Annotated in this window: 27 protein-coding genes; 15 read left to right on the forward strand and 12 right to left on the reverse strand. The window is 75.3% G+C overall.

The features are described 5' to 3' along the window. Positions 1–2 precede the first annotated feature (2 nt). The 5 genes from ACFQ8Y_RS17965 to murQ are packed head-to-tail and all read left to right on the forward strand — an operon-like array spanning position 3 to position 5,650. A complete protein-coding gene (locus ACFQ8Y_RS17965; RefSeq protein ID WP_430550334.1) occupies positions 3–974 on the forward strand; it encodes a carbohydrate ABC transporter permease in 972 nt (323 codons plus the stop codon). Further along, the gene (locus ACFQ8Y_RS17970; RefSeq protein ID WP_430550333.1) at positions 971–1,798 is read left to right on the forward strand and encodes a carbohydrate ABC transporter permease; all 828 of its coding nucleotides are present in this window, start codon (positions 971–973) and stop codon (positions 1,796–1,798) included. Before ACFQ8Y_RS17965 ends, ACFQ8Y_RS17970 begins: the two co-directional genes overlap by 4 nt. Further along, positions 1,795–3,384, forward strand: coding sequence for a glycoside hydrolase family 3 N-terminal domain-containing protein (locus ACFQ8Y_RS17975; protein ID WP_430550332.1), 1,590 nt, complete (start codon positions 1,795–1,797; stop codon positions 3,382–3,384). Before ACFQ8Y_RS17970 ends, ACFQ8Y_RS17975 begins: the two co-directional genes overlap by 4 nt. Further along, positions 3,381–4,679 carry an anhydro-N-acetylmuramic acid kinase gene (locus tag ACFQ8Y_RS17980; protein WP_430586318.1) on the forward strand — a complete coding sequence of 433 codons (1,299 nt, stop codon included), beginning with the start codon at positions 3,381–3,383 and terminating at the stop codon, positions 4,677–4,679. The genes ACFQ8Y_RS17975 and ACFQ8Y_RS17980 overlap by 4 nt, the downstream gene beginning before the upstream one ends. Next, on the forward strand, positions 4,676–5,650 hold the full coding sequence (murQ, locus tag ACFQ8Y_RS17985) for an N-acetylmuramic acid 6-phosphate etherase (protein ID WP_430550330.1): 975 nt from the start codon (positions 4,676–4,678) through the stop codon (positions 5,648–5,650). Before ACFQ8Y_RS17980 ends, murQ begins: the two co-directional genes overlap by 4 nt. A gap of 38 nt (positions 5,651–5,688) precedes the next feature. On the opposite strand, the gene ACFQ8Y_RS17990 is transcribed toward murQ, so the two are convergent. Next, positions 5,689–6,462: a YggS family pyridoxal phosphate-dependent enzyme gene (locus tag ACFQ8Y_RS17990; RefSeq protein ID WP_430586319.1), complete on the reverse strand. Its 774-nt coding sequence runs from the start codon at positions 6,460–6,462 to the stop codon at positions 5,689–5,691. A gap of 92 nt (positions 6,463–6,554) precedes the next feature. Here ACFQ8Y_RS17990 and ACFQ8Y_RS17995 point away from each other — a divergent pair, with 92 nt between their 5' ends. Beyond that, entirely contained in the window at positions 6,555–6,953 is a 399-nt protein-coding gene (locus tag ACFQ8Y_RS17995) for a YccF domain-containing protein (protein ID WP_430586320.1), read from the forward strand. A 21-nt stretch (positions 6,954–6,974) separates the two neighbouring features. On the opposite strand, the gene ybaK is transcribed toward ACFQ8Y_RS17995, so the two are convergent. Continuing rightward, positions 6,975–7,475, reverse strand: coding sequence for a Cys-tRNA(Pro) deacylase (ybaK, locus tag ACFQ8Y_RS18000; protein WP_430586321.1), 501 nt, complete (start codon positions 7,473–7,475; stop codon positions 6,975–6,977). Between the two features lie 41 nt (positions 7,476–7,516). On the opposite strand from ybaK, the gene ACFQ8Y_RS18005 reads away from it, so the two are divergent. Continuing rightward, positions 7,517–8,272 carry a sulfite exporter TauE/SafE family protein gene (locus ACFQ8Y_RS18005; protein WP_430564128.1) on the forward strand — a complete coding sequence of 252 codons (756 nt, stop codon included), beginning with the start codon at positions 7,517–7,519 and terminating at the stop codon, positions 8,270–8,272. Positions 8,273–8,282: 10 nt separating this feature from the next. Here ACFQ8Y_RS18005 and ACFQ8Y_RS18010 read toward each other — a convergent pair whose 3' ends face one another. The 6 genes from ACFQ8Y_RS18010 to ACFQ8Y_RS18035 form a co-directional block, all read right to left on the reverse strand. Beyond that, positions 8,283–8,750, reverse strand: coding sequence for a hypothetical protein (locus tag ACFQ8Y_RS18010; protein ID WP_430550325.1), 468 nt, complete (start codon positions 8,748–8,750; stop codon positions 8,283–8,285). Positions 8,751–8,839: 89 nt separating this feature from the next. Further along, positions 8,840–11,575 (reverse strand): DEAD/DEAH box helicase, encoded by a 2,736-nt coding sequence (locus ACFQ8Y_RS18015; protein WP_430586322.1) that lies wholly within the window; start codon positions 11,573–11,575, stop codon positions 8,840–8,842. Between the two features lie 104 nt (positions 11,576–11,679). Then, complete coding sequence (locus ACFQ8Y_RS18020; RefSeq protein ID WP_430586323.1) at positions 11,680–12,423, reverse strand: lytic polysaccharide monooxygenase; 744 nt, start codon at positions 12,421–12,423, stop codon at positions 11,680–11,682. 204 nt (positions 12,424–12,627) lie between these two features. Further along, complete coding sequence (locus ACFQ8Y_RS18025; protein WP_430550322.1) at positions 12,628–13,365, reverse strand: lytic polysaccharide monooxygenase; 738 nt, start codon at positions 13,363–13,365, stop codon at positions 12,628–12,630. Positions 13,366–13,508: 143 nt separating this feature from the next. Then, positions 13,509–14,270 (reverse strand): phosphotransferase, encoded by a 762-nt coding sequence (locus tag ACFQ8Y_RS18030; protein ID WP_430564683.1) that lies wholly within the window; start codon positions 14,268–14,270, stop codon positions 13,509–13,511. A gap of 33 nt (positions 14,271–14,303) precedes the next feature. Then, the gene (locus ACFQ8Y_RS18035; RefSeq protein WP_430586324.1) at positions 14,304–15,293 is read right to left on the reverse strand and encodes a DMT family transporter; all 990 of its coding nucleotides are present in this window, start codon (positions 15,291–15,293) and stop codon (positions 14,304–14,306) included. A gap of 39 nt (positions 15,294–15,332) precedes the next feature. Between ACFQ8Y_RS18035 and ACFQ8Y_RS18040 the strand changes: the two genes are divergently transcribed. Together ACFQ8Y_RS18040 and ACFQ8Y_RS18045 are read left to right on the forward strand one after the other, a co-directional pair. Further along, complete coding sequence (locus ACFQ8Y_RS18040) at positions 15,333–15,866, forward strand: CGNR zinc finger domain-containing protein (protein ID WP_430586325.1); 534 nt, start codon at positions 15,333–15,335, stop codon at positions 15,864–15,866. Between the two features lie 130 nt (positions 15,867–15,996). Next, entirely contained in the window at positions 15,997–16,449 is a 453-nt protein-coding gene (locus ACFQ8Y_RS18045) for a peptidoglycan-binding protein (protein ID WP_430550318.1), read from the forward strand. A 17-nt stretch (positions 16,450–16,466) separates the two neighbouring features. Here ACFQ8Y_RS18045 and ACFQ8Y_RS18050 read toward each other — a convergent pair whose 3' ends face one another. Continuing rightward, positions 16,467–17,411 (reverse strand): 3-methyladenine DNA glycosylase, encoded by a 945-nt coding sequence (locus tag ACFQ8Y_RS18050; RefSeq protein ID WP_430550317.1) that lies wholly within the window; start codon positions 17,409–17,411, stop codon positions 16,467–16,469. A gap of 54 nt (positions 17,412–17,465) precedes the next feature. Between ACFQ8Y_RS18050 and ACFQ8Y_RS18055 the strand changes: the two genes are divergently transcribed. Beyond that, positions 17,466–18,320, forward strand: a complete 855-nt coding sequence (locus tag ACFQ8Y_RS18055) for a PhzF family phenazine biosynthesis protein (protein ID WP_430550316.1) — start codon at positions 17,466–17,468, stop codon at positions 18,318–18,320. Positions 18,321–18,341: 21 nt separating this feature from the next. Here ACFQ8Y_RS18055 and ACFQ8Y_RS18060 read toward each other — a convergent pair whose 3' ends face one another. Both ACFQ8Y_RS18060 and ACFQ8Y_RS18065 read right to left on the reverse strand, forming a co-directional pair. Continuing rightward, complete coding sequence (locus ACFQ8Y_RS18060) at positions 18,342–19,223, reverse strand: fructosamine kinase family protein (RefSeq protein WP_430586326.1); 882 nt, start codon at positions 19,221–19,223, stop codon at positions 18,342–18,344. A gap of 104 nt (positions 19,224–19,327) precedes the next feature. Continuing rightward, the gene (locus tag ACFQ8Y_RS18065; RefSeq protein WP_430586327.1) at positions 19,328–20,272 is read right to left on the reverse strand and encodes a GlxA family transcriptional regulator; all 945 of its coding nucleotides are present in this window, start codon (positions 20,270–20,272) and stop codon (positions 19,328–19,330) included. 70 nt (positions 20,273–20,342) lie between these two features. Here ACFQ8Y_RS18065 and ACFQ8Y_RS18070 point away from each other — a divergent pair, with 70 nt between their 5' ends. Continuing rightward, a complete protein-coding gene (locus tag ACFQ8Y_RS18070) occupies positions 20,343–21,389 on the forward strand; it encodes a saccharopine dehydrogenase family protein (protein WP_430586328.1) in 1,047 nt (348 codons plus the stop codon). Here the strand turns inward: ACFQ8Y_RS18070 and ACFQ8Y_RS18075 are convergent. Next, the gene (locus ACFQ8Y_RS18075) at positions 21,337–22,539 is read right to left on the reverse strand and encodes a heparan-alpha-glucosaminide N-acetyltransferase domain-containing protein (RefSeq protein WP_430586329.1); all 1,203 of its coding nucleotides are present in this window, start codon (positions 22,537–22,539) and stop codon (positions 21,337–21,339) included. The genes ACFQ8Y_RS18070 and ACFQ8Y_RS18075 overlap by 53 nt on opposite strands. Positions 22,540–22,630: 91 nt before the next feature. Here ACFQ8Y_RS18075 and ACFQ8Y_RS18080 point away from each other — a divergent pair, with 91 nt between their 5' ends. The 4 genes from ACFQ8Y_RS18080 (at position 22,631) to ACFQ8Y_RS18095 (ending at position 25,716) form a co-directional block, all read left to right on the forward strand. After that, positions 22,631–23,542: a class I SAM-dependent methyltransferase gene (locus ACFQ8Y_RS18080; RefSeq protein WP_430550311.1), complete on the forward strand. Its 912-nt coding sequence runs from the start codon at positions 22,631–22,633 to the stop codon at positions 23,540–23,542. A 65-nt stretch (positions 23,543–23,607) separates the two neighbouring features. Continuing rightward, positions 23,608–24,390: a fumarylacetoacetate hydrolase family protein gene (locus ACFQ8Y_RS18085; RefSeq protein WP_430550310.1), complete on the forward strand. Its 783-nt coding sequence runs from the start codon at positions 23,608–23,610 to the stop codon at positions 24,388–24,390. A 1-nt stretch (position 24,391) separates the two neighbouring features. Then, complete coding sequence (locus ACFQ8Y_RS18090; RefSeq protein ID WP_430586330.1) at positions 24,392–24,943, forward strand: NUDIX hydrolase; 552 nt, start codon at positions 24,392–24,394, stop codon at positions 24,941–24,943. Positions 24,944–25,050: 107 nt separating this feature from the next. Continuing rightward, entirely contained in the window at positions 25,051–25,716 is a 666-nt protein-coding gene (locus ACFQ8Y_RS18095) for a nitroreductase (RefSeq protein WP_430550308.1), read from the forward strand. The last annotated feature ends 26 nt before the right edge of the window (positions 25,717–25,742 follow it).

A 25,742-nucleotide genomic window follows, 5' to 3' on the forward strand; every position in this document is an offset into this window, starting at 1 on the left:
GCATGACGAGCACCCTCCCCGTCGCGGTCCCCGCCGGGCCCGGGCAGCAGCCCGGGCCCGGCGGGCGCCGCCCGCTCGGCAAGTCGCTCCTCGCGCGGGTGCGGCCGTGGATGCTGCTGACGCCCGCGCTGCTCGTGCTGGCGGTGCTGCTCCTGTGGCCGCTGGTGCGGGTCGGGCTGTTCTCCCTGCAGGACTACGGGCTGCGCGAGATCGTCTCCGGCGAGCCCAACTGGATCGGCCTCGGCAACTACGTCGAGGTGTTCACCTCCGAGCAGCTGTGGGCCGTGGTGCTGCCGAACACGGTGGTCTTCGCCGTGCTGTCGGTGGCGTTCACGGTGGTCTTCGGAACCGCCGTGGCCGTGCTGCTCGCCTCGCTCGGCCGCGTCTGGCGGACCATCGTGTCCAGCGCGATCATGGCGGCCTGGGCGATGCCCGCCGTCACCGGCACGTACGTGTGGGTCTGGATCTTCGACGCCGACCGCGGCGTGTTCAACCACGTGCTGCAGTCCCTCGGGCTGCAGGACGCGCCCGTCAACTGGTTCACCGACCGCTGGTCGTTCTACGCGATCGTGCTGCTCAACGTGGTGCACCACGGCTTCCCCTTCGTCGCCATCACCGTGCTCGCGGGCCTGCTCGGCGTGCCGAAGGAGCTGCTGGAGGCCGCGGAGATCGACGGCGCCGGCGCCTGGCGGCGGTTCTTCTCGGTGATCGTGCCGCAGCTCAAGCAGATCTTCGCGGTCGTGATCATCCTGTCGACCATCTGGGACTTCAAGGTCTTCGCGCAGGTCTACCTCATGCCCGGCGGCGCCGGCAGCAACCGCGAGGTGCTCAACCTCGGCGTGTGGTCGTACACCGAGTCGTTCGGCCAGAACCGGTACGGCTTCGGCTCCGCGATCGCGGTGCTGCTGACCCTGCTGCTGCTCGCCATCACCGTCGTGTACGTCCGCACGATCCTGAAGGAGGAGGAGCTGTGAGCCGGCCGACGACCGCGACGCGGGTGGGCAAGGGGGTGGCCGTCGCGCTGCTCCTGGCGTTCACCCTCTTCCCGGCCTACTGGATGCTCGTCAGCGCGTTCGACGGGAAGGCGGGGCGCGGGTCGTCCTTCGTGCCCGCCGACCCGACGCTCGAGCACTTCGAGTTCGTGCTCACCGACGGCGGCTTCGACGTCTTCCTGCGCAACTCCCTGCTCGTGGCGCTCGGGACGGTGCTGATCTCGTCGCTGCTCGCCCTGCTGGCGTCGGTGGCCGTGGCGCGCTTCCGCTTCAAGCTCCGCACCCAGGTGCTCATGCTCGTGCTGATCGTGCAGATGGTGCCGCTCGAGGCGCTCGTCATCCCGTTGTTCGTGCAGGTGCGCAACCTCGACCTGCTCGGCACGCTGACCGGCCTGGTCGTGGTGTATGTCGCCCTCGCGCTGCCCTTCGGCATCTGGATGCTGCGCGGCTTCGTCGCCGCCGTGCCGGTGGAGCTGGAGGAGGCCGCCTACCTCGACGGCGCCACCTGGGGCCGGATGTTCCGGTCCATCCTGCTGCCGCTGGTCGCGCCCGGCCTGGTGGCCACGAGCATCTTCAGCTTCATCACGGCGTGGAACGAGTTCGTCTTCGCGATGACGCTGCTCGGCGGCGAGACGCAGAACTACACGGTGGCCATCGGGCTGCGCTCGTTCTTCGGGCAGCACTCCAACGACTGGGGCGCCATCATGGCGGCCTCGACCATCATCACCGTGCCCGTGATGGTCTTCTTCATCCTCGTCCAGCGCCGGCTCGCGTCGGGGTTGACCTCCGGGGCGGTGAAGGGGTGACCGGGCACGGCGCTGCGGCCGGCGCCGGCGCGGTCCGGCGGGCCGTGCACGGCGTGCTGCTGCCCGGCTTCACCGGCACGACGCCGCCCGCCTGGCTCCTCGACGCGGCGCGCGACGGGCTCGCCGGGGTGGTGCTGTTCGCGCACAACACGCCGGACCTGGCCACGACGGCCGCGCTCACGGCGCGCCTGCACGACGCCGCGCCCGACCTGGTCGTCGCGACGGACGAGGAGGGCGGCGACGTGTCGCGGCTCGAGGCCGCGACCGGCTCGTCGCTGCCCGGCGCCGCGGCGCTCGGCGTGGTGGACGACGTGCGGCTCACCGGGGACGCGGGCGAGGCGCTGGGCCGCCTGCTCGCGGCCGTTGGCGTCGACCTCGACCTCGCGCCGGTGCTCGACGTCGACACCCCCGGCAACCCGGTCATCGGGGTGCGGGCGTTCGGCACCGACCCGGAGGCGGTCGCGCGACACGGTGTCGCGTTCGCCCGCGGCCTGCAGCGCGGCGGCGTCGGCACCTGTGCCAAGCACTTCCCGGGCCACGGGTCCACGACCGTCGACTCCCACCTCGCGCTGCCCGTCGTCGAGGCCGACCTCGACACCCTGCGCGGGCGCGACCTCGTGCCGTTCGCGGCGGCCCTCGCCGACGGTGGCACCGACGACGGGCACGCTGCCGACGCGCTCATGACGGCGCACGTCGTGGTGCCCGCGCTCGGGCCCGCGCCGGCCTCCCTCGAGCCGGCCGTCGCGGCGCTGGCCCGGGAGCTCGGCCACCCCGGACCGATCGTCACCGACGCCCTCGACATGCGCGCCGTCTCCGACGGCGCGGAGGTCGGAGAGACCGCTGTCCGCGCGGTCGAGGGCGGCGCGGACCTGCTGTGCCTGGGCACGACGACGGGGCGGGACGACGAGGCGCTGTTCCGCTCCGCGGTCGACGCCCTCGTGGCCGCGGTCGGCGCCGGCCGGGTGACCCTGGACCGGCTCGCGGCCTCCGGACGACGCACGGACGCCCTGGTGCGCCGGCTGCGCGCCCGGCAGGCCTCCGCGGGTGCCGTCGTCGGCGCCGCGGAGGCGGCACGGGCGCAGGAGGCGCTCGCGGAGGTGGGCGCCGAGGCAGCCCGGCGCGCGGTGCGCGCCGTCGGCCCGCACCCCGCGCTCGGGAGCGCACCCGACGTCGTCGACCTGCGGCTCCGCCTCGACCACGCGGCCGGGCGCACCGCGCAGCACGTGCAGCGCGCCGTCGCCGCCCGCTGGCCCCACGCCGTCGTGCACCCCGCCCTGGACGACGACGGGTTCGCCGCGCTGCTGCGCGGGCTGCCGGGCGGCGCCCGGCCGCTCGTCGTCGTGACCCGCGAACCGGTCCCCGGCGGGGCCGAGCATGCGCGCCTGGCGCGGCTGCAGCGGGCGCGCCCGGATCTCGTCGTCGTGCACACGGGCGTGCCGGCCGCGGGGGAGCGGTGGCTCGCCGCGCTCCCGGGCGGGCTGCCCGCGACCGTCCTGGCCTGCGGCACCGGCCGGGCCAACGCCGAGGCCGCCGTGGCTCTCCTCGCCGGAGAGCTCGCGCCCGAACCCACGGAGGTGGCGCGATGATCGTCATCGGCATCTCGTCCGGCACCAGCGTCGACGCGATCGACGCGGCGGCCGCGGACCTCGACCTGCGCCCCGACGGCACGCTGTCGCTGCGCCCGCTCGGCCACGCCGAGTACGCCTGGCCCGACCACCTGCGCCGGCGCATCCTCGCGGCGCTGCCGCCCGCCACCGCGGACCTGGGCGAGGTGTGCCAGCTCGACACGCTCGTCGGGCAGGAGCTCGGCGCCGCCGCCCGGCGCGCCGTCGACGACCTCGCGGGGGGCGACGCCGACCTCGTGGCGTCGCACGGGCAGACGCTGCACCACTGGGTGGTGGCGGGTCGCGCGCGCGGCACGCTGCAGCTCGGCAACCCGGCCTGGATCGCGGAGCGGACCCGACGGCCCGTGGTCAACGACTTCCGGGTCGCCGACGTCGCCGCCGGCGGGCAGGGTGCGCCGCTGGTGAGCGTGCTCGACGCGCTCTGGCTCGGGCACGACGGGCCCTCCGGCACGCGGTACACCGCGGCGCTCAACGTGGGCGGCATCGCCAACGTGACCGTCGTCGGCGCGCACGACGAGCCCGTGCTCGGCTGGGACACCGGGCCCGGCAACTGCCTGCTCGACGCCGCGGTGCAGCGGCTCACCGGGCAGCCGTTCGACCGCGACGGGGAGCTCGCCGCCCGCGGCGTCGTCGACCCCGAGGCGCTCGACGCGCTGCTCGACGAGCCGTACTACGCCCTGCCCGTGCCGCGGTCCACCGGCCGCGAGCTCTACGACGGGGAGTACGTGGCGACGCGCCTCGCCGCCGCGGGGGTGCGGGCCGACCGGCTCAGCATCCCCGACCTGGTCGCCACGCTCACCGAGCTCACCGCGGCCACCGTGGCGCGGTCCCTCGCCGACCACGCACCGGGCGGGGGAGTCGAGCGGGTCGTGATCTCCGGCGGCGGGGCCCGCAACCCGGTGCTCCGCGACCGCCTGCGCGCGCTGCTCCCGGCCGGGACCAGCCTCGTGACGGCGGACGACCTCGGGCTGCCGGCGGACGGCAAGGAGGCGTACCTCTTCGCGCTGCTCGGCTTCCTCGGCGTGCACGGGGTGCCGGGCACCGCACCCGGCCCGCACCGGCGGCAGGCCACCGGCGCCCGCCGACCGGTGGTGCTGGGGTCGCTCACCCCGCCGACCCCGCTGCCCGTGGAGGTCGTCCGCGGCCCGGTGCGGCGCCTCGCGCTCACCACGGCACCGAGCGGGGCCGCGCCCCGCGACCCGGCGCCGGGCGTCCCGACCACTGCGCGCGACCTGACGAGAGGAAGCACCCGATGAGCGGAGCGACCGTGCCCGACCCTGCCGTGCCTCCGGACGCGGGCCCCCCGGACGACGTGCTCGACGTCGCGCGCCTCGTCTCGCCGACGGAGGAGCGCAACCCGCGCACCACCGACATCGACCTGCTCCCGCCCGCCGACGTCGTGCGCCTCATCATGGACGAGGACGCGGGCGTCGCCAGCGTGGTGCGCGCCGAGCGGTTCCGCGTCACGCAGGCCGTGGAGCTGGCGGTCGAGGCGATCCGGGCGGGTGGGCGCGTGCACTACGCGGGCGCGGGGACGTCGGGACGTCTCGGCGTGCTGGACGCGGTGGAGCTGCTGCCGACGTACGGCGTCGGCCCCGAGTGGTTCGACGCGCACCTCGCCGGCGGGCCCGACGCGATGACCGTCTCGGTGGAGGGCGCGGAGGACGACGCCGAGGCCGGCCGGCGCGACCTGGACCACGTGGGCCCGCACGACCTCGTCGTCGGGCTCGCTGCCAGCGGCCGCACGCCCTACGTCGGCGGTGCGCTCGACCTGGCCCGCGAGCGGGGGGCGCGCACCGCGCTCGTCAGCGCCAACCCGGCCGCGCCCCTGGCCGACCGGGCCGACGTCGCGATCCTGCTCGACACGGGGCCCGAGGCCGTCACCGGCTCGACGCGGATGAAGGCCGCCACCGCGCAGAAGATCGTGCTCAACACGTTCTCGACCGCCACGATGATCCGGCTCGGCAAGACGTACTCGAACCTCATGGTCGACGTCCGCGCGTCCAACGCCAAGCTCCGCGCCCGGCTCGTGCGGCTGCTGAGCCAGGCGACCGGGCTCGCGCCCGAGGTCTGTGCGCCGGTGCTCGCCGACGCCGGCGGGGAGGTCCAGGTCGCCCTGGTCATGCTGCTGGCCGGGGTCGACGCCGAGCCCGCCCGTGCCGCCCTGGACGGCGGCGACGGCGTCCGCGGCGCGCTCGCCCGTCTCGGGGCCGCACCGCCGAGGTAGCACCGAAGCCCGGGAGGAGGACGGGACGGGCCGAGGTGCTACCTCGTGGGGGTGGGGCGGGCGCCGAAGACGGCGGTCCCGACGCGCACCACGGTCGCGCCCTCGGCGACGGCGAGCTCGAGGTCGCCGGTCATGCCCATGGAGAGCTCGCGGGCCTCGGCGGTCCCCGGCGCGCTGCTCGCGAGGACGGCGTCGCGGACCGCGCGCAGCCGGGCGAAGCCGGCCCGCACGAGCGCCTCGTCGCGATGCTCGCCCAGGCGCGCGCCGATCGTCATGAACCCCGTCAGCCGCAGTCCCGGCAGCGCGGCGACGTCGACGGCGAGCGCCGCCGCGTCGTCCGGCGCGACGCCGGACTTGCTCTCCTCTCCGGAGACGTTGACCTGCACCAGGACGTCGAGCGTGCGGCCGTCGCGCGCGCACCGCGTCGACAGGGCGCGGGCCAGGGCGGGGGAGTCCACCGAGTCGACGGCGGTGGCGACGCCGAGCACCTGGTTGACCTTGTTCTTCTGCAGGTGGCCGATGAGGTGCGCCTCGACGCGCCCCGCGGCGACGAGGTCCGCCAGCGCGGGGGCCTTCGCGACGAGCTCCTGGACGCGGTTCTCGCCGACCAGCACCGGCCGGTCGTCGCCCGCCGCGGCGGCGAGGTCGAGCGCGGCCCGCACCCCCGCGAGCACGGTCTCGGCGTCCTGGGTCTTGGTGGCCAGCAGGACGCGGACCTCCCGCGGGTCGCGCCCCGCCGCGCGGGCGGCGGCCGCGACGCGGTCGTGGACGGCGGCCAGGCGTGCGGGGATCCCGGGACAGTCGGTGGGCATGGTGGCCAGTCTACGAACGTCGCACCGGACCAGGGTCGCGTCAGGGGGTTCCCGGGTGGTGCCGCGCTCGCGCGACAGGCGAGGATGGACGGGTGAAAGCCCTGCTCAACATCATCTGGCTCGTCTTCGGCGGCTTCTGGCTCGCGCTCGGCTACGCCGCGGCGGGCATCCTGTGCTGCATCACCATCGTCGCGATCCCGTGGGGCATCGCGTCGTTCCGCATCGCGGGCTACGCGCTGTGGCCGTTCGGCCGCACGGTCGTCGACAAGCCGGACGCGGGCGGCTGGTCCGTGCTCGGCAACATCATCTGGATCATCTTCGCCGGTATCTGGCTCACCATCGGCCACATCACGACGGCGGTCGCGCAGGCGATCACGATCATCGGCATCCCGCTGGCGATCGCGAACCTCAAGATGATCCCGGTCTCGCTGCTGCCGCTCGGCAAGGACATCGTGCCCAGCGACGCCCGGTACCCGACGTACCAGCACTGACCGAGCCGACGGGCACCGCCCTCACGGGCGCGCGATCGGCGCCGCCGTCCCGCCGGTGAGGCGCAGCAGGTCGTCCGGTGCGAGCGACACGTCGAGCCCCCGCCGCCCGCCGGAGACGTAGACGACGTCGAAGCCCGCCGCGGACGCGTCGAGCACGGTCGCGTGCCGCTGCTTCTGCCCGATCGGCGAGATGCCGCCCACCACGTAGCCGGTGGCGCGCTGCGCCGCGGCCGGGTCCGCCATCGCGGCCCGCTTGCCGCCGACCGCGCGGGCGAGCGCCTTGAGGTCGAGGCTGCCGTCCACCGGCACGATGCCGACGACGAGGCGGCCGTCGACGTCCGCCAGGAGCGTCTTGAAGACCTGCGCCGGGTCGGCGCCGAGCGCCTCGGCGGCCTCCAGGCCGTAGCTCAGGTCGGACGCCGGGTCGTGGTCGTAGGTGTGCAGCCCGTAGGCGACGCCGGCGCGGTCGAGCGCGACGACGGCGGGCGTCCCGTGCGAGGCGTGGGTCTTCTTCTTCGGCACGCTGCCGATTGTGCCCTGAGGAGCCCCGGTACGGTGGAGCGGTGCTCCTCCTCCTCGTCCTCGCGATCCTGGTGGGAGGGGCTCTCCAACGGGTCACGGGGATGGGCTTCGGCCTCGTCGCGGGCCCGTTCATCGTGCTCCTGGTGGGCCCGCTCGAGGGCGTGCTGTTCGTCAACCTGGCCGGCTCGATCGCGTCCGCGCTCATCCTGGGGCGCGTCGCGCGGGACGTGGACTGGCGGCGCTACGCCTGGCTGGCCGTCACGTCGGTCGTCGTCATGGTGCCCGCGGCCCTGCTGCTGCGCGACGCGAGCCGCGCGGCGCTCGAGGTCGCCGTCGGGGCCCTCGTGATCGTCGCGATGACGCTGGCCGTCGTCACGACCCGGCTGCGGCGCGGCGGCCGCCACCCGGTGCGGCCCGAGTCCCGCACGCCGCTGGTCGTCACCGGCGTCGCGAGCGGCGTGGGGAGCGTGGCCGCCGGCATCGGTGGTCCACCGGTGGCGATCTACTCCGTGCTCAGCGGCTGGGACCCGCGCGGGTTCGCCGCCACGGCGCAGCCCTTCTTCGCGACCAACGCGCTCGCCGCGCTCATCGCGAAGCTCACGCTCACCGACGCGTCCTTCCCGCCCTTCGCGGCGTGGCAGTGGCTCGTCGTCCTGGCGGCGATCGTGGCGGGGCTCGTCGTCGGCGACTGGCTCACGCCGCGCCTCCCCGCGGCGACCGTCCGGCGCGGCCTGATCGTGCTCGCGTACGTCGGCGGTGCCGCGACCCTGGCCCAGGGGCTCGCGGACCTGGGCTGAGGCGGCGGGTTCAGAGAGGCCGGTCGCCCTCGTCCCGGTGCGGCGCGTCCGCGGGGCCGTCCGCGCGGTGCTCGGGCGCGTGCCGCCCGGGCGTACCGGGGTCGTCCCCGCCTCGGTCGGGGTCCAGCTCGTCCGCGCGGCGCAGGCGGTCGTCGACGTCGGCCCGGCGCTCGTCGAGGCTCGCGTCGCGGCGCCGGGCCTCCTCCTGCAGGCGCGCCGCCTCGGCGGCCTTCTGGTCGGCCTCGGCCTGGGACATCCTGGCCTCGGCGTCGAGCTTCGCGGACGCCGCCTCGCGCTCCTGCACCGCGATCCGGTCGTGCTCCGCCTCGCGGCGCAGCTCGGCAGCCTCGTCGCGCCGTTCCTCGCGCCGGCGCGCCTCGGCGGCCCGCGACCGGCGGGCGAGGGCCACGGCGACGAGCACGAGCAGCAGCACGACGACGACGGCGACGACGATCCAGACGATGGTCGTGGTGTCCACGGCGGGCTCCTGACGTCGGGGGAGCCGGGGTCGGCCCCCTGCGTCGATCACACGGCCGACCCCGGTTGCTTGCAACCGACGCGGTCGGCTCAGATCCGCCCGACGTCCACCACGGTGAGCGACACGGCCCCGGCCTCGTCGCTGGCGGCCAGGTCGACGACGGCGGTGATCGCCCAGTCGTGGTCGCCGTCGGCGTCGTCGAGCACCTGCCGCACCCACCACGTGCCCGCGGGCACCTCGGCGACCTCGACGCCGTCGCGCGTGGTCGTCGTCGCGCCGCCGGGCAGCTCGGCGCCCGGTTCGAGGATCGTCAGCAGGCCCGCCGCGCGGGCGGCGGGGCCGATGCCGACCGCGTCGTCGCCCTGCGCGTCGAACAGCGGGTCGAGGGCGGTCGCCCACGCGTCGCCGTCCCAGCCGTGCCCGGCGTCGAGCGCCCCGAGCGCGTCGTAGTCCTCGCGGGCGGCGAGCTCGACGCGGCGGAAGGTCGCGTTGCGCACCAGGCGGCGGAAGGCGCGCGGGTTGCCGGTCACAGGGCGCGCGGGCGCCTCCGCGCCCGCCTCGGCGAGCTCGCCCTCGACGACGGTGTCGGCGTCGTCGTCGACCGGGTTCTGCAGCCGCTCCCACTCGTCCAGCAGCGACGAGTCGACGCCGCGCACCAGCTCGCCGAGCCACTCGACGACCTCCTGCACCTCCTCGGTGCGGTGCTCCTCGGGCACCACCTGGCGCAGCGCGCGGTAGGCGTCGGCGAGGTAGCGCAGCACGACGCCCTCGGTGCGCTCCAGCCCGTACACGCTGACCAGCTCGGCGAAGGTCATGGCCTGCTCGAGCATGTCGCGCACCACGGACTTGGGGGCGAGCTCGGCGTCGGCCACCCACGGGTTCGACCGCTTGTAGGTGGCGAACGCGGGCTCGAGCAGGTCGGCGAGCGGCCGCGGCCACGTGACGTCCTCGAGCGCCTCCATGCGCTCCTCGTACTCCATGCCCTCGGCCTTCATCGCCGCGACGGCCTCGCCCTTCGCCTTGCTCTGCTGGGCGTACAGGATCTGGCGCGGGTCGTCGAGGGTCGCCTCGATGACCGAGACGACGTCGAGCACGTGGGTGGGGCTCTCGACGTCGAGCAGGTCCATCGCCGCGAGGGCGAACGGCGACAGCGGCGCGTTGAGCGCGAAGTCGCGCGGCAGGTCGACGACGAGCCGCACGCTGGGCCGGTACCCGGCCGGCCGCGACGGGTCGGGCACGCGGACCTTCTCCACGACGCCCGCGACGCGCAGGGACCGGTAGATGCGGAACGTCTGGCGCACGTGCTTGGCCTGCTGCGCCTCGGTGTCGTGGTTGGCGACCAGCAGGTGGCGCATGGCCTCGACGGGGTCGCCGTCCGAGCCCGAGGAGTCCCGTGCCAGCACGTTGAGCACCATCGCGTGGTTGACGTGGAACTGGCTCGTCAGGGGCTCGGGGTCGGCGTCGCGCAGCCGCTCGAACGTGGAGTCCGTCCAGTTCACGGCGCCGGTGGGGGCCTTCTTGCGCACCACCTTCTTGAGCTTCTTCGGGTCGTCGCCCGCCTTGGCGAGCAGCTTGCGGTTCTCGATGACGTGCTCGGGCGCCATGACGAGCACCTCGCCCACGGTGTCGAAGCCCGCGCGCCCGGCCCGGCCGGCGATCTGGTGGAACTCGCGCGCGGTGAGGTGGCGCATGCGCTCGCCGTCGTACTTCACCAGCGACGTCATGAGGACCGTGCGGATGGGCACGTTGATGCCGACGCCGAGCGTGTCGGTGCCGCACACCACCTTGAGCAGGCCGCGCTGCGTGAGCCGCTCCACGAGGCGGCGGTACTTCGGCAGCATGCCCGCGTGGTGCACGCCGACGCCGGCGCGCAGGAACTTGCTCAGCGTCTTGCCGAAGCCGGTGCCGAACCGGAACGCGCCGATCTCGGCCGCGATCGCGGCCTTCTCGTCCTTGGACGCGAGGTTCGTGGACAGCAGCGCCTGCGCCCGCTCGACGGCGTCCTTCTGCGTGAAGTGCACGACGTAGACGGGGGCGCGGTGCGTCGTGACGAGCTCGGCGATGACGTCCGTCAGCGGCTCGACGACGTAGGAGAACGTCAGCGGCACCGGCCGCTCGGCGCCCGCGACCTCCGCGACGGGGCGGCCGCTGCGCTCGGCGAGGTCCTCCCGGAGCCGGGCCGTGTCGCCGAGGGTGGCCGACATCAGCAGGAACTGCGTGCGCGGCAGCTCCAGCAGCGGCACCTGCCACGCCCAGCCGCGCTGCCGGTCGCCGTAGAAGTGGAACTCGTCCATGACGACCTGGGCGATGGCGTCGTCGCCGGACGTGCCGTCCGCGCCGACACCGTCGTCGTCGGCCCCGCGCCGCAGCGCCAGGTTCGCGAGGATCTCCGCCGTGCAGCAGATGATCGGGGCGTCGGCGTTGACGGCGGAGTCGCCGGTCATCATGCCCACGTTGCGCGACCCGAACGCGGCGACGAGGTCGAAGAACTTCTCGCTCACGAGCGCCTTGAGCGGCGCCGTGTAGAAGGTGCGCCCGCCGCGGCCCGACCGACGGTTCGCGAGCGCCGCGAACTGCGCCCCCATCGCCACCATCGACTTGCCGGAGCCGGTCGGGGTGGCCAGCACCACGTGCGAGCCCGTCATGAGCTCGAGCAGCGCCTCCTCCTGGTGCGGGTACAGCGGGCGGCCGGTGCCGGCGGCCCACTCGCCGAACCCCTCGAAGAGGACGTCGGGGTCCGGCGCGCCACCCGTCGGGGCGGGCAGGTACGGCAGCAGCGTGCCGGCGGGGCGGGGGGCGGGGTCGTTCGAGGTCGGGGAGGTCATCGCCGACCATTCTTCCAGGCCGTGCCGTGCGCAACGAGCGTGCCGGGACGCTCCCCGTCCGAGCCGGACGAGGGCATCCCGGCACGCTCGAGGCGTCGGGTGGGTCAGCAGGCGCCGAGGTCGGTCCAGACCGCCCACTGGCCGGCCGAGGAGGACGGGGTGTCGCCCTGGGTCCACCACTTGGCCTGGTAGGTGCGGCCGTCGTGGGAGACCTGGGTGCCGCCCGTGTACGCGGACGACGGGTTCCAGGCGGGGGCCTCGCAGTCACCGGGCTCGGTGGGCGGGTCCGTGGGGTCCGGGCCGGGCTCCCCGGTGCCCCCGACGTTCACGTCGACGCACGCGTAGAACGCGTTGGCGGTGTCCGCGATGTTCCAGCGGGCGAGGATCGTGTGGTTGCCCTGCGGCAGGTTCTCGAGCGTGTGCGTCACGGTCGCCCCGGGCTGCCGGCCGCCGTCGTCGACGGTCTTGACCAGCGTGCCGTCGACGAAGTACTCCCACGTCGAGGTGGCGTGGCGGGCGGTGAGCTTCCACTGCATCGACACGCTGCTGCCGATCGTGGTGCGCGGCCACGGCTTGGAGCCGTCGTCGAGGACGGCGAAGCCGCTGCCGCCGGAGCACTGCATCGAGCCCTTCGGGGCCTCGACGCTCTGGGGCTCGTACTGGACGCCGCCGCAGTCGAAGGACACGGTGCGCGTGGCGCAGTGGTCCTGGCGGCTCGGCGGGCTGGTGATCCAGCCGTGTGCCGACGCGCTGGGCGCGACGGCGAGCGGCGCCGCGACGGTCAGGATCCCGACCGCTGCGGCGAGCAGGGCGGAGCGAAGCGTGGTCTTGCGACGCGTGGTCTTCATCGACTCGTCTCCCTCGTGGTGCTCGGAGGTGCTCAGGTGTTGCTCCGTGGGTGGTGCGGGTCTGGCGGTGGGGGGGGGGGGGGGGGCCCCCCCCCCCCCCCGGGGGGGGGGGGGGGGGGGGGGGGTTGTGGGGGGGGGGGGGGGGGGGGTGGGGGGGGGGGGGGCGCGGCCCCCCCCCCCGCCACCGTCAGGACGTGGTGGCCGTCAGCAGGCGCCGAGGTCGGTCCAGACCGCCCACTGGCCGGCCGCCGACGACGGGGTGTCGCCCTGGGTCCACCACTTGGCCTGGTACGCGCGACCCTCGTAGGAGACCTTCGTGCCGCCCGTGTAGGCGGACGACGGGTTCCAGGCCGCGTCCTCGCAGTCGCCCGGCTCGACCGGCGGGTCGGTCGGGTCCACCGGCGGGTCGGTCGGCTCGACCGTCCCGCCCTCGCCGACGGTCACGTCGACGCACGCGTAGAACGCGTTGACGGTGTCGGCGACGTTCCAGCGGGCGAGGATGGTGTGGTCGCCGGCCGGCAGGTTCTCCAGCGTGTGGCTGACGACGGCCTCGGGCTTGGCGCCCTTGTCGTCGAAGGTGCGGTGCAGGGTGCCGTCGACGAAGTACTCCCACGTCGAGGTGGCGTGGCGGGCCGTGATCTGCCACTTCATCGTGACGCTGTTGCCGATCGTGGTGCGGGGCCAGGGCTTCGACTCGTCGTCGAGGACGGCGAAGCCGCTGCCGCCGGAGCACTGCATGGAGCCCTTGGGCGCCTCGACGCTCTGGGGCTCGTACTTGATGCTGCCGCAGTCGAAGGACAGGGAGCCGCCGGCGCACAGGTCCTGGCGGCTGGGCGGGTTGGTCACCCAGCCGTGGGCGGACGCCGCGGGCGCCGCCGCGAGGGGCGCCAGGAGCGCGGCGACCCCGACGGCCGCGGCGAGGAGGGTGGAACGAAGACGCATCGTTGCTTCTCCTGTGTTCGTGAGGAAACTGGACAAATTCGACGCTACGGCGTCGGTCCGGTCCGCACATCAGGGGAACCGCGTCATCTGGCCGTGATCCGACCGGACGGTCGTACGGGGTTACCCGTACGACCGGACACGTGTCAGCCGAGGTCCCACAGGCGCCGGTAGAAGGCGATGCGCCCGGCGTCGGGCGCGATGCCGTAGCCCTCGAAGAAGGCGGGCTCGTGGCCGTCGCCGTAGTTCCACTCCAGGCTGTAGCTCGCCACCGCGAGGTCGGCCCAGCGGTCCGCGACGCCGAGCGCGTCGAGGTCGACGTGCGCGGTCCAGCGCCCGCCGTCGTCGAGCAGCGTGTTGGGGGCGCACGGGTCGCCGTGGCAGACGACGAGCCGGTCGACGGCGGGGACGTCGCCCACGCGCGTGCGGGCGGCGGGGGAGAGGCGGGAGACCCGGTCCGCGACGCCCCACGAGAACGGGCAGTCGTCGACCGGGAGCGCGTCGTGCATCGCCCGCAGCCCGGCGCCGATCGCGCGCGCCGCCGTCCCCGGGTGCGCGAGCCAGCGCGGGTCGACGGCGGACCGGCCCGGGATGCCCTCGGTGAGCAGCCAGGCGCCGGTGTCGTCGGTGCCGCGGTCGAGGACGTGCGGCACCGGCGTGTACCGGCCCGCCCACGCGAGGCGCTCGGCCTCGGCGTCGAGGTCGAGCTCCGGCGTGCCGGCGGGGACCCACTTGACGTAGCGCTCGGCGCCGGGCCGCTCGCCACCGGGGCCGGCCGAGAGGCGGAACGTGAGGCCGCCGAGCTCGTTGCGCCACACGGGCGTGACGTCGTCGTCGCCGGCGAGCACGCGCACCCGCTCGGGAACGGCGACGGGGTCGGAGGGGGCGGCGGCGAGGACGCGGGACATGGGGTGATCCTCGCAGCCGGCGCCCGCCGCGGCCTACGGCTTTCCGGCCGGCTCGGTCGTCGGTTCGACCGTGGGCGGCGTGCGCCGGGTCGCGGCCTCGCCCTGCTGCACGACGACGACCCCCGCCAGCACCAGCAGCCCGCCGACCAGCTGGACGGGTCGCGGCAGCTCGCCCAGGAACACCCACGCGAAGAACACGGCGCTGACCACCTCGAGGAGCCCGACGAAGGACGCCGGCCGCGCGCCGAGGCGTCGTCCGGCCGCGACGCCGGTGACGTAGGCGATCCCGGCGGTCACCACCCCGAGGGCGGCGAGCACCGCCCAGGCGGGCACGACGGCGTCGGCGAGGGTCACGGGGTCGGCGGACAGCGTCACCGGCATGACGCCGACGGCACCGAGCAGCCCGAGCAGCCCGGCGCCCACCACGAGGCCGCCCGCCGCGAGGCTCAGTGGCGGCAGCCCGGTGTCGGTGCGGGCGTTGAGGAGGAAGTACGCGGAGACGCCCACCATCGCGCCGAGCGCCCAGGCGACGCCCACCGGGTCGAGGCGGGCCCCGGCGAGGTCGAGCACGAGGACGAGGCCCGCGGCGGCGAGCGCGATGCCGGCGAGCGTCGTCCGGCCCGGGCGCTGGCCGTGCCGCATCCACAGCCAGGCGACGACGGCGGCGGGCGAGGAGTACTCGATGAGCAGCGCCGGACCCACCTGCATGTGCTGCACGGCGGCGAAGTAGCAGAACTGCGTGGCCGCGACGCCGAGCGCGCCGTAGGCGAGCAGCAGCCGCAGGTTGCGGCGCACGGGGGACCAGTCGCCGCGCAGGGCGACGATGCCGAACGGCAGGACGACGAGCGCCCCGACCGCGACCCGCACCAGCACGACGGCGCCCGGGCTCCACCCGGTGGCGAAGAGGCCGGCGGCGAGCGGGCCGGAGAGGCTGAACGTCACGGCGGAGACGACCGCGAGGGCGAGGCCAACGCCGAGGCCGGTGCGCGCCGTCGCGCGGGCGTCATGTGTCATCTCTGCCATGGCTCATGACGCTACGACCGCGTGGAGTAACGTGTCAACATGCCGTTCGCTCATGACACCGTGGCGGAGCTCCGGGCGGCCGTCGCCCTCGTGAACTCGGGCGAGCCGCCCGAGACCCTCGAGACCACCGCCGACCTCGACGCCTTCTTCCGGGAGCACGAGTACACCGGCCGTCACGACGGCACCGCCGAGGAGCTCGACCAGGTGCGCGCGCTGCGGCCCCGGCTCGGGGCGCTGCTCCTCGCCGACCGCGACGACGCGGCGGGTCTGGTCAACGACCTGCTCGCCGGCGTGCCCGTCCACCCGCGCCTCGTGCGGCACTCGGGGGAGGACTGGCACGTCCACGCGACCGCCGACGACGCCCCGCTCGCCACCCGGATCGTCGTCGAGACCGCCATGGCGATGATCGACCTCATCCGCGACGACGAGCTCTCCCGCCTCGCGGTGTGCGCCGACGCCGACTGCCAGGGGCTGGTGCTGGACCTGTCGCGCAACCGCTCGCGGCGGTACTGCTCCACCGCGTGCACCAACCGCAACGCCCAGGCCGCGCTGCGGGCCCGCCGCTCCGCCTGAGGCCACGGGCACGCCGGCGACGTCTCTGGTCGACGTATCTGCCGGTGCGCGCCGCACTCCCTCCCCGCGAGGGCGCCAGGCTTTCCCGGGGCGACGACCCGCCCGGCCCGGCCCCACGAAGGAGGCGGCCATGTCCGTCACGACGAGCAAGGCCCTCGACCCCTGGCCGGTCGTCCGCCCCGGTGACCGGTTCCACCCCGTCGGCACGCTGCAGCACCTGCTCAACGAGCACGGGCACGACCTCGAGGTGGACGAGGCGTTCGGTCCGCTCACCGAGGCCGCCGTGCGGGCCTCCCAGCGCGACTTCGGCCTCGAGGTCGACGGCGTCGTCGGGCCCAGGACCTGGAACGCGATCGTCGTCACCGTGCGCCTCGGCAGCCGCGGTCACGCCGTCCGCGGGGCGCAGTCCGAGCTCGACGTCCGCGTCGACCTCGACCTCGTGGTCGACGGGGTCTTCGGGCCGAGGACCGAGAGCGCGGTGCGCGAGTTCCAGCGGGCGCTGTCGGCGTTCGGCGTCCTCGTCGACGGCGTCGTGGGGCCCGTGACGTGGCGTGCCCTGGTCAGCGGGATGGTCTCCGACTGACCGCCTCGCCGCCGTCGTCAGCCGGCGGCGCCCGCCAGGAGCAGGTCGCACACGGCGACCAGGCGCGCGCGCAGCTCCTGCCCGCGCGCGGCGAACCCGCGCTGGCGGCGCACGTACTCCGCCTTGCCCTCCGGCGTCTCGATCGGCACGGCCTCGACGCCGTAGGACGAGACGTCGTACGGGGCCGCGGCCATGTCGGTGTACCGGATGTCGCGGGCGAGCTCGAACGCGTCCAGCAGCAGGTCGCCGGGGGCGGCGGGCCCGAGCTTGAGCGCCCACTTGTACAGGTCCATCCCGGCGTGCAGGCAGCCGGGCTGCTCCATCGACGGCTGGCGCTCGCGGGTGGGGCGCAGCTGGTTGCGGCCGGCGGCCTCGGGCGTGAAGAACCGGTAGGCGTCGAAGTGCGAGCAGCCGATGCGGTGCGACTCGACGACGGCGTCCGTGCCGTCGTGGCCCAGCCGCAGCGGCAACGGGTGGCGGTGGTCGCGCCCCGCCGCGCGGTCGCGGTACACCATCGCCCACTCGTGCAGGCCGAAGCAGCCGAACGTCCCGGGTCGCCCGGCGGTGGCGGACACGAGCGCGCGGACGTAGCGGACGGTGTCGCCACGGTCGGCCACGAAGGCGTCGACGTCGAGCGTCGCGCCCGTGCCGTGGGTACCGCCGTCGTCGCCCCGCAGCTCCGTCTCGCGGTACCAGCGCCACCCGGCGTGCTCGGCGGCGTCCGCGAGGACCACGTCCGGTCCCGGGTGCCAGCGGCGCAGGTGGCTCACGCGCGTGGGGTAGTACGTGAACAGGAAGTCCTCGATCGCGTGCGTCGAGCCCTCGTCGCGGGCGGCGCGCCACACCGCGGTCAGCGCGTCGGCCCGGGCGGCATGCGCGGCGGCCAGCGGCTCCCACGCCTCGCGCGGCACGACGGCGTCGGCGGAGGTCGCCGCCGGGGCGTCGAGGGTCGTCGTGCGCATCCCACCAGGGTACGAGCGCGGCGAGCACCCCCTCACCGGGCTAGCGTGTGACTCGTGCCGCACACCCACGACTTCCGTCAGGTCGACGTCTTCGCCACCGGCCCGCTCACCGGCAACCCGGTGGCCGTGGTGCACGACGCCGACGGCCTCGACGACGCGCAGATGGCCGCCTTCGCGCGGTGGACCAACCTGTCCGAGACCACGTTCCTGCTGCGTCCCACCACGCCCGACGCCGACTACCGGCTCCGCATCTGGACGCCCGGGGGCGAGCTGCCCTTCGCCGGCCACCCCACGCTCGGCACCGCGCACGCGTGGCTCGAGGCGGGCGGGGTGCCCCGCTCCGCGGACCACGTCGTCCAGGAGTGCGGCGTCGGGCTCGTCACGGTCCGGCGCGAGTCCGACGGGGGCGGCGACCGGCTCGCGTTCGCCGCGCCGCCGCTGCGACGCTCCGGCGCGGTCGGGCCGGAGGACCTCGCGCAGATCGCGCGCGGCCTGCGGGTGAGCGTGGCCCAGATCGAGGACGCGGCGTGGGTGGACAACGGCCCGGGCTGGGTCGCCGCCCGGCTGGCGGACGCCGCGGCGGTGCTCGCCGTCCAGCCGGACTTCGCCGCGTTCGGCGGGCTGAAGATCGGCGTCGTCGGCGCCTACGGGCCGGGCGAGTCGGACGCCGCGGTCGAGGTGCGCGCGTTCGTGCCCGACATCGGCGTGGCCGAGGACCCCGTGACCGGCAGCCTCAACGCCGGGCTCGGGCAGTGGCTCGCGGGCGGCCTGCTGCCGGCGTCGTACGTCGCCTCGCAGGGCACCGCGCTCGGGCGCCGCGGCCGCGTGCACGTGCGCCGCGACGACCACGGTGCCGTGTGGGTGGGCGGGGACGCGGTCACGACGATCGTCGGCACCGTCACCCTCTGACGACGGCGCCCTGACCGGGCGTCAGCCCCGGCGCCGGAACGGGGCGAGCGTGGCCCGCACCTGCTCGGCGGCGCCCCAGTCGTCGTCGTACTGGGCGATCACGGCGAGGTGCTGGCGCAGCTGCAGGATCGGCATGCGGTCACGCCACCCGCGATCGAGCCCGGTGAGCTCCGCGTACCGGTCGAAGAACCCCCGGGACTCGGGCGGCGGTGCCGTCGTCCAGAGGTGGGCGAGGTCGACCTCGGCCCACGTGTACGACACCGCGGGGTCGATCAGCGCGGGCCGACCGTCGGCGGTCGCGAGGACGTTCTGCGCCCACAGGTCGCCGTGCGTCAGGCACGCGGGGCGGTCCGGCAGCAGCTCGGGGAGGCGGGCGCAGAGGTGCTCCAGGGCCACCCGGTCGGCGGGCCTGAGGGCGGCGTCGACCCGCGGCTCGCCGAGCCAGCGCAGCAGGCGGCTCCGGGCGAAGAACGTGAACCCGTCGTCCGCCCAGGCGTTGTCCTGGCGGCGGCGGCCGAGCCAGTTGTCCCGGTGCCAGCCGAACCGGTCGTGGGTGGTGGCGTGCAGCCGGGCGAGCGTGTGCGCGAGCCGCTCCCAGAACTCCTCGTCGCGCGGGCGTGGGTGCAGCACCTCGAGGATGAGCAGGTCGCGGGCGGCGAGCACGACGTCGGGCGTGGCGACGCCGCCGAGCTCCCGCAGCGCCGCCAGGCCCTCGGCCTCGGCCGGGAAGGCGTCGTCGGACAGCGCGTCGTCGAACCCCTTGACGAATACCGCGGTGCCGTCGGCACGCCGGGCCAGGCCCGCGGTCGCGGCGAGGCCTCCGGTCGCCGGCTCGACGGAGACGACGTCGACGATGCCGGAGTCGTCGAGGCGGCGCCTCAGCAGCGCCATCGCGTCGGTCACGGTCGCTCCTCTCGTGGTGCCCGGCATCCTGGCAGATCGGGCGCAGGAGACGGCGAGGCGATCCATCTCCGGCGGTGCCGGCGCCGCCCGCCGCTCCCGGTGGCTCAGCGGACGTGGAACGCGGCCCGGTATGCCGCGGGAGCGACCCCGACGCTGCGGTGGAAGTGTCGCCGGAGCGTGGCCGCGGTGCCGAGCCCCGAGCCGGCCGCGACCTGCTCGATCGACGCGTCGGTGCGTTCGAGGAGCTCCTGCGCTCGCGCGACCCGCTGCCGGTGCAGCCAGTCGAGCGGCCCGGACCCGACCTCGGCCTGCATGCGGCGGGCGAGCTGGCGGGTGCTGAGCCCGGCGTGCGCGGCGAGGTCGCGCACGGTCAGCGGCCGGTCGACCCGTGCGCGAGCCCATTCCAGCGTCGGGGCGAGCCCGGAGCCGGTGCGCGGGGAGGGCGGCGTCGCGACGAACTGGGCCTGGCCCCCGCTCCGGTGCGACGGGACGACCAGGCGGCGGGCGATGCCGTTGGCGGCGGCGGCGCCGAGGTCGCGGCGCACGAGGTGGAGGGCCAGATCGAGCGCGGCGGTCTTGCCGGCCGACGTGAGGACGTCGCCGTCGTCGACGTACAGGACGTCGGCGCGCACCCGGACCCGGGGGTAGCGGCGGGCGAGGTCGTCAGCGTGCATCCAGTGCGTGGCCGCCTCGCGGCCGTCGAGCAGACCGGCGGCCGCGAGGACGAAGGCGCCCGTGCACAGGGCGGCGATCGTGGCGCCGCCCCGGTGCGCGGTCCGGAGCGCGTCGAGCAGGAGCGGGTCCGGTGCGGCGCCGGGGTCGTCGGTCGACGTCACGACGACGCGGTCGACCTGGGACAGCTCGGTGTACGGGGCGGTCCGCGCGCCTGGCAGCCACGGGTGGGGCTCGCCGTCCGGCGTGCAGACCACGAAGTCGTACCAGGCGCCGGCAGGGGAGAGCTCGGCGCGGTCGACGCCGAAGACCTCCGCGGCGATCGCCGTCTCGTACAGCATGCCGGTGTCGTGCAGGACCAGGGCGAGGCGCGGCATGTCCGAAACTGTACGCACCATGTCGTTCGGGACGCTCGTCGCGCGACGGCGCGGTGAGCAGGATCGAGCCATGCAGACACCTGAGGCAGTGATGGTCTACGGGGCCGGCGGGCACACGGGCGGCTTCGTCGTCGACGAGCTGGTCCGGCGCGGGCTGGCGCCCGTGCTCGCCGGCCGCGACGCCGAGCGCCTCGCGGGCGTCGCGTCGCGGTACCCCGGCCTCGACGTCCGGGCGGCGAGGGTGGACGACTCCGCCGCCCTGCGCGCCGCCCTGGACGGCGTCGCCGTGGTGGTGAACTGCGCCGGCCCGTTCCTCGACACCGCGCAGCCGCTGGCGGGCGCCGCGGTCGCGGCCGGGGCGCACTACCTCGACGTCACCGCCGAGCAGCCGCCGGTGCAGCAGCTCTACGAGGAGCTCGACGCGCCCGCCCGCGCCGCCGGGGTCGCCGTCGTCCCCGCCATGGCGTTCTACGGCGGTCTCGCCGACCTGCTCGTCACCGCCGCCCTGGAGGGGGAGCGGGACGCCGACGCCGTCGAGGTCGCCGTCGGGCTGGACCACTGGTGGCCCACGGCCGGCACCCGCGTCACGGGGGCGCGGAACACCGCGACACGCCTGGTCGTCCGCGGCGGTCGTCTCGTGCCCCTCGCCGACCCCGCGCCGCCGGGCCGGTGGCCGTTCCCGGCGCCGCTGGGCGAGCAGCCCGTGGTCCGGCTGCCGTTCTCCGAGGTGCTCACCGTCACGCGGCACCTCGCCGTCGGGGAGCTCACCTCGTACCTGACGTCCGGGCCCCTCGAGGAGCTCCGCGACGAGCGGACGCCGCCCCCGACCGGCGGGGAGCGGTCGCCGCAGCAGTTCGTCGTCGACGTCGCCGTCCGGTGCGGCGCGAACGTGCGTCGGCTGGCCGCGGCGGGCCAGGACATCTACGCCGTCTCCGCCCCGATCCTCGCGGAGGGGGTGGTCCGGCTGCTGGCCGGGCGGCACCGGGGCGCCGGCGCCCTCGCCCCGGCCGAGGCCTTCGACGCGACGGACGTCCTCGCGGCCCTGGAGGCGCACCCCGCCGGGCTCACGACGACACGTCCGGCGGACGCGTCGGCGGACCTGCAGCCCGGTCGCTGACGGCGCCGACCAGGCGCTCGAGGGGGCCCCGGCCGAGCAGGAACCGCCACGCCGTCGCCGCGGCGAGCGTGACCAGCACCAGCACGACCAGGGGGCCGTTGGTGGTGGACCCGAGCAGGTCCCAGCGCCAGATGGCCACGATCTGGAGCGAGTACACGGTCAGCGCCATCGACCCGACCGCGGCCATCGGGGCCAGCGCCCACCGCCCGACCCGGCCGACGTGGAGGCACAGGCCCACGACCGCCGCCGCGAACCCGCCCGACGCGAGCACCTCGAACGTCGTGTCGTCGTGCGGGCCGTCGAGGAACAGCCCGGCGACGCCGGGCCACGGGTCGTCCCAGGCGAACGGCGGCGGGTCCACCGACTGCCGCGCCATGACCTGGGAGGACAGCACGACCTTCTCGCCGCCGGCGGCACCGACCGCCCAGGCGGACAGGAAGGAGAAGGCGCCCCACGCGGCCAGCCCGCCGAGCAGGAGCCCGCGGCGCAGGCGCGGCGAGCGCAGGTCGCAGCGCCCGATCGCCATCCCCGCGAGGACGTACGCCATCCAGACGACCGCGGGGTAGTGGCCGGTGAGCACGAAGTCGGTGACGGCGCCCGAGCCGTCGTGCGGCAGCCGCAGCCCGGCCCGCAGCAGCGCCTCCGGCCCCCAGTACGCGAGGATCGGCCCGACGAGCGCGACCACCGCGGCGAGCGCGAGGAGGCGCGGGGGCCGCCAGCGCAGGAACGGCAGCGCGAGCACGAAGTAGCAGGCGTAGAAGCCCAGGATGAGGGCGACACGTGTGCCGAGGAGGTCGAGCAGCGCCACGACCACGAGGAGCAGCGCGGCCCGCACGAGCAGGCGGAGGCGCGCCCGCCGCAGCGGATCGCCGTCGAGGGTCCGCGGCCCGCCGGTGACGATCGCGACGGAGACGCCGGCGACCAGGGCGAACAGGATCGACGAGTGCCCGTGCGACAGGTCGAGCAGCCACCAGGCGGGCCCGGCGTCGGGCGTCGTCACGCCCACGTGGGCGGTGAACATGCCCAGGACGGCGATCCCGCGGGCGACGTCGACGCCCGGGACGCGGCCCGGGCCGCCGCCGAGGCGGCGCAGGCCCGCGCGCACCCCGGTACGAAGACGGGAGGTCGGCGCGCCTGTGGCCGCGGTCATGGCGCGATGATGCCACCGCCCTGTGGCGCGCGTCGTCCCGGTGCGTGAGAACGTCGCGGCTTGCGGGCCGCGCGGTCACTACGGTAGGAGCATGAGTGACCTCAGCGCGGAGCCCGCACCCCAGGGCGACCCCGAACCCGCCGGTGCCGACCTCAACGACGCGATCGAGGCACCCAGCACGCACCACACGGTGCCCAGCAAGGAGTCCGAGTCGTACACCCACGGCCATCACGAGTCCGTGCTGCGCTCGCACCGTTCCCGCACGGCCCAGAACTCGGCCGGCTTCCTCGTACCGCACCTGCGCGACGACATGTCCCTGCTCGACGTCGGCTGCGGCCCCGGCACCGTGACCGCCGACTTCGCCCGGATCCTCGCCGGCGGCGAGGTCGTGGGCGTGGACGCCAGCCCCAAGGTGCTCGAGGCGGCGCGCGAGCACGCCGAGGCGCTGGGCTACGGCAACGTCCGCTTCCAGCAGGCGAACGCCTACGAGCTGCCGTTCGCCGACGACTCGTTCGACGTCGTGTACGCGCACCAGCTGCTGCAGCACCTGTCCGACCCGGTCGCGGCGCTGCGCGAGATGAAGCGCGTCGCCAAGCCGGGCGGGATGGTCGCGGTGCGCGACGCCGACTACGCGGGCATGGCCTGGTACCCGGAGACCCCCGGGCTGACGGAGTGGAACGAGCTGTACCACGAGGTCACGCACGCGTACGGCTTCGAGCCCGACGCCGGTCGTCGGCTCATGTCGTGGGTGCAGGAGGCCGGGCTGGACGGCATCGTGCCGTCCGCGTCGTCGTGGTGCTACGCCACCCCGACCGACCGCCAGTGGTGGGGCGAGCTGTGGGCCGAGCGCTGCGTGGAGTCCAACTTCGCGGTGCAGGCCAAGGAGTCGGGGTTGGCCGACGACGTCGCGCTCGAGCAGATCGCGCAGGACTGGCAGGCGTGGGCGCAGGCGCCCGACGGCTGGTTCGCCATCCTGCACGGCGAGGTCCTCGCCCGCGCCTGACCGCACCCGACCTCACCCGACCGCGCCCGACCGCGGTGCGCACGCTCCCCGCGTAACCTGGGCGCGTGCGCATCGCGAGATTCACCACCGGAGACGACCCCCGCTTCGCCCTCGTCCAGCACGAGGGGGACAAGACGTTCCTCGCCGTCCTCGGCGGCGACCCGCTCTACATGCCGGCCATGCCGACGGGGGAGCGGATCGAGCTGGGCGACGGCGTCCGGCTGCTCGCCCCGGTGATCCCGCGCTCCAAGGTGGTCGCCGTCGGCAAGAACTACGCCGACCACGCCAAGGAGATGGGCGGCGAGGTGCCGGCAACGCCGCTGCTGTTCTTCAAGCCCAACACCGCCGTCGTCGGCCCCGACGACCCGGTGGTGCTGCCCGAGTTCACGCGCGAGGTCAGCTACGAGGCCGAGCTCGCCGTCGTGATCTCCAAGGTCACCAAGGACGTGGAGCCCGAGAACGTGCGGTCGTACGTCCTCGGCTACACGGTGGCCAACGACGTGACGGCCCGTGACGCGCAGCGCACCGACGGCCAGTGGGCGCGAGCCAAGGGCTTCGACACGTCCTGCCCGCTGGGCCCCTGGATCGACACCGACCTGAACCCGGAGGACGTCGCCGTGCGCTCCCGCGTCAACGGCGAGCTCAAGCAGGACGGCCGCACGTCCGACATGGTCTTCGACGTGCCGTTCCTCGTGTCGTACATCAGCAAGGCGATGACCCTGCTGCCGGGCGACGTCATCCTCACCGGCACCCCGGCAGGGGTGGGCCGCATCGACCACGGCGACCACGTGGAGTGCGAGGTCGAGGGCATCGGCGTCCTCGCCAACCCCGTGTTCCGCCGCGACTGAGGTGCCGGACCTCACCGACGACGCCAGGTCCGTGCTGCGGCGCATGGACCCGGCCGACCCGGGGCAGCGCGCCCTGCGGGACCGGTTCGTCGCGCACCTCGAGGCGCACCCCGACGGCGTGCTGCGTACCTGCCGCCCGGACCACGTCACCGCGTCCACCGTGGTGCTGTCGGCCGACGCCTCGCGCGTGCTGCTGACCCTGCACGCCAAGGCGGGGCGCTGGTTCCAGCTCGGCGGGCACGCGGAGCCCGGCGACGGCACGCTGCTCGCCGCGGCGCGGCGGGAGGCGGTCGAGGAGTCCGGCCTGGACGTCGACCTCGACCCCGTGCCCGTGCACCTCGACGAGCACGCCGTGCCGTTCTGCGGGCCGGGCGGCGACGCGCACCACCTGGACGTGCGCTTCGTCGCCGTCGCGCCCGACGGCGCCCGGCACGCCGTGAGCGACGAGTCGCTCGACGTGCGGTGGTGGCCGGTCGACGACCTGCCGAACCCGGACCTCGCGGCCATGGTCGCCCTCGCCGTCGACCGCGTGCGGGTCGCGGACCCGCGATGACCGCGCGCGCCGTCGGGCCGTCCGCCGAGGACCGATCAGCCGAGGACTGATCAGCCGAGGACTGATCAGCCGAGGACTGATCAGCCGAGGACTGAGAGGACCAGCGCGTGGACGTGTACGAGGCCGTGGACAGCCGCCGGGCGGTGCGGGCGTTCAGCGACGAGCCGGTGCCACGGGACGTGCTGCGGCGCGTCCTGACGGCGGCGACGAGGGCGCCGTCCAGCGGGAACCTCCAGCCGTGGCGCGTCTACGTCGTCACGGGAGGCCCGCTCGCCGAGCTCAAGCGGCGCGCGACCGCCCGGGCGCTCGCGGGCGACCCGGGCGACGAGCGGGAGTACCCCATGTACCCGGACGGGCTGCCCTCCCCGTACGTGGACCGCTTCGCCGCCGCGGCCGCCCAGCGGTACGCCGCGCTCGGCATCGAGCGCGACGACCCGGACCGGCCCCGGAAGATCGCCACCCTGAACTCCGGGGCGTTCGGGGCACCGGCCGTCCTGTTCTGCTACCTCGACCGGTCGATGGGCCCCGGACAGTGGGCGGACGCCGGGATGTACCTGCAGACCGTCATGCTGCTGCTGCGGGCGGAGGGGGTGCACAGCTGCCCCCAGGTGATGTGGACGACGTACCGCACCACCGTCGGCGAGATCGTCGGGGCCGACGACGGGCAGGTGCTGCTCTGCGGCGTCTCGGTGGGGTACGAGAAGGACGGCGTGCCCCCGCTGCGGACCGGGCGCGCGGACCTCGGCGAGACCGTGAGCTTCGTCGGGGCGTGACCCGGCCGTCGTCGCGGCCCGTCCGC

This window comes from Isoptericola sp. NPDC056605, assembly GCF_042792795.1.
Classification (GTDB): domain Bacteria; phylum Actinomycetota; class Actinomycetes; order Actinomycetales; family Cellulomonadaceae; genus Isoptericola.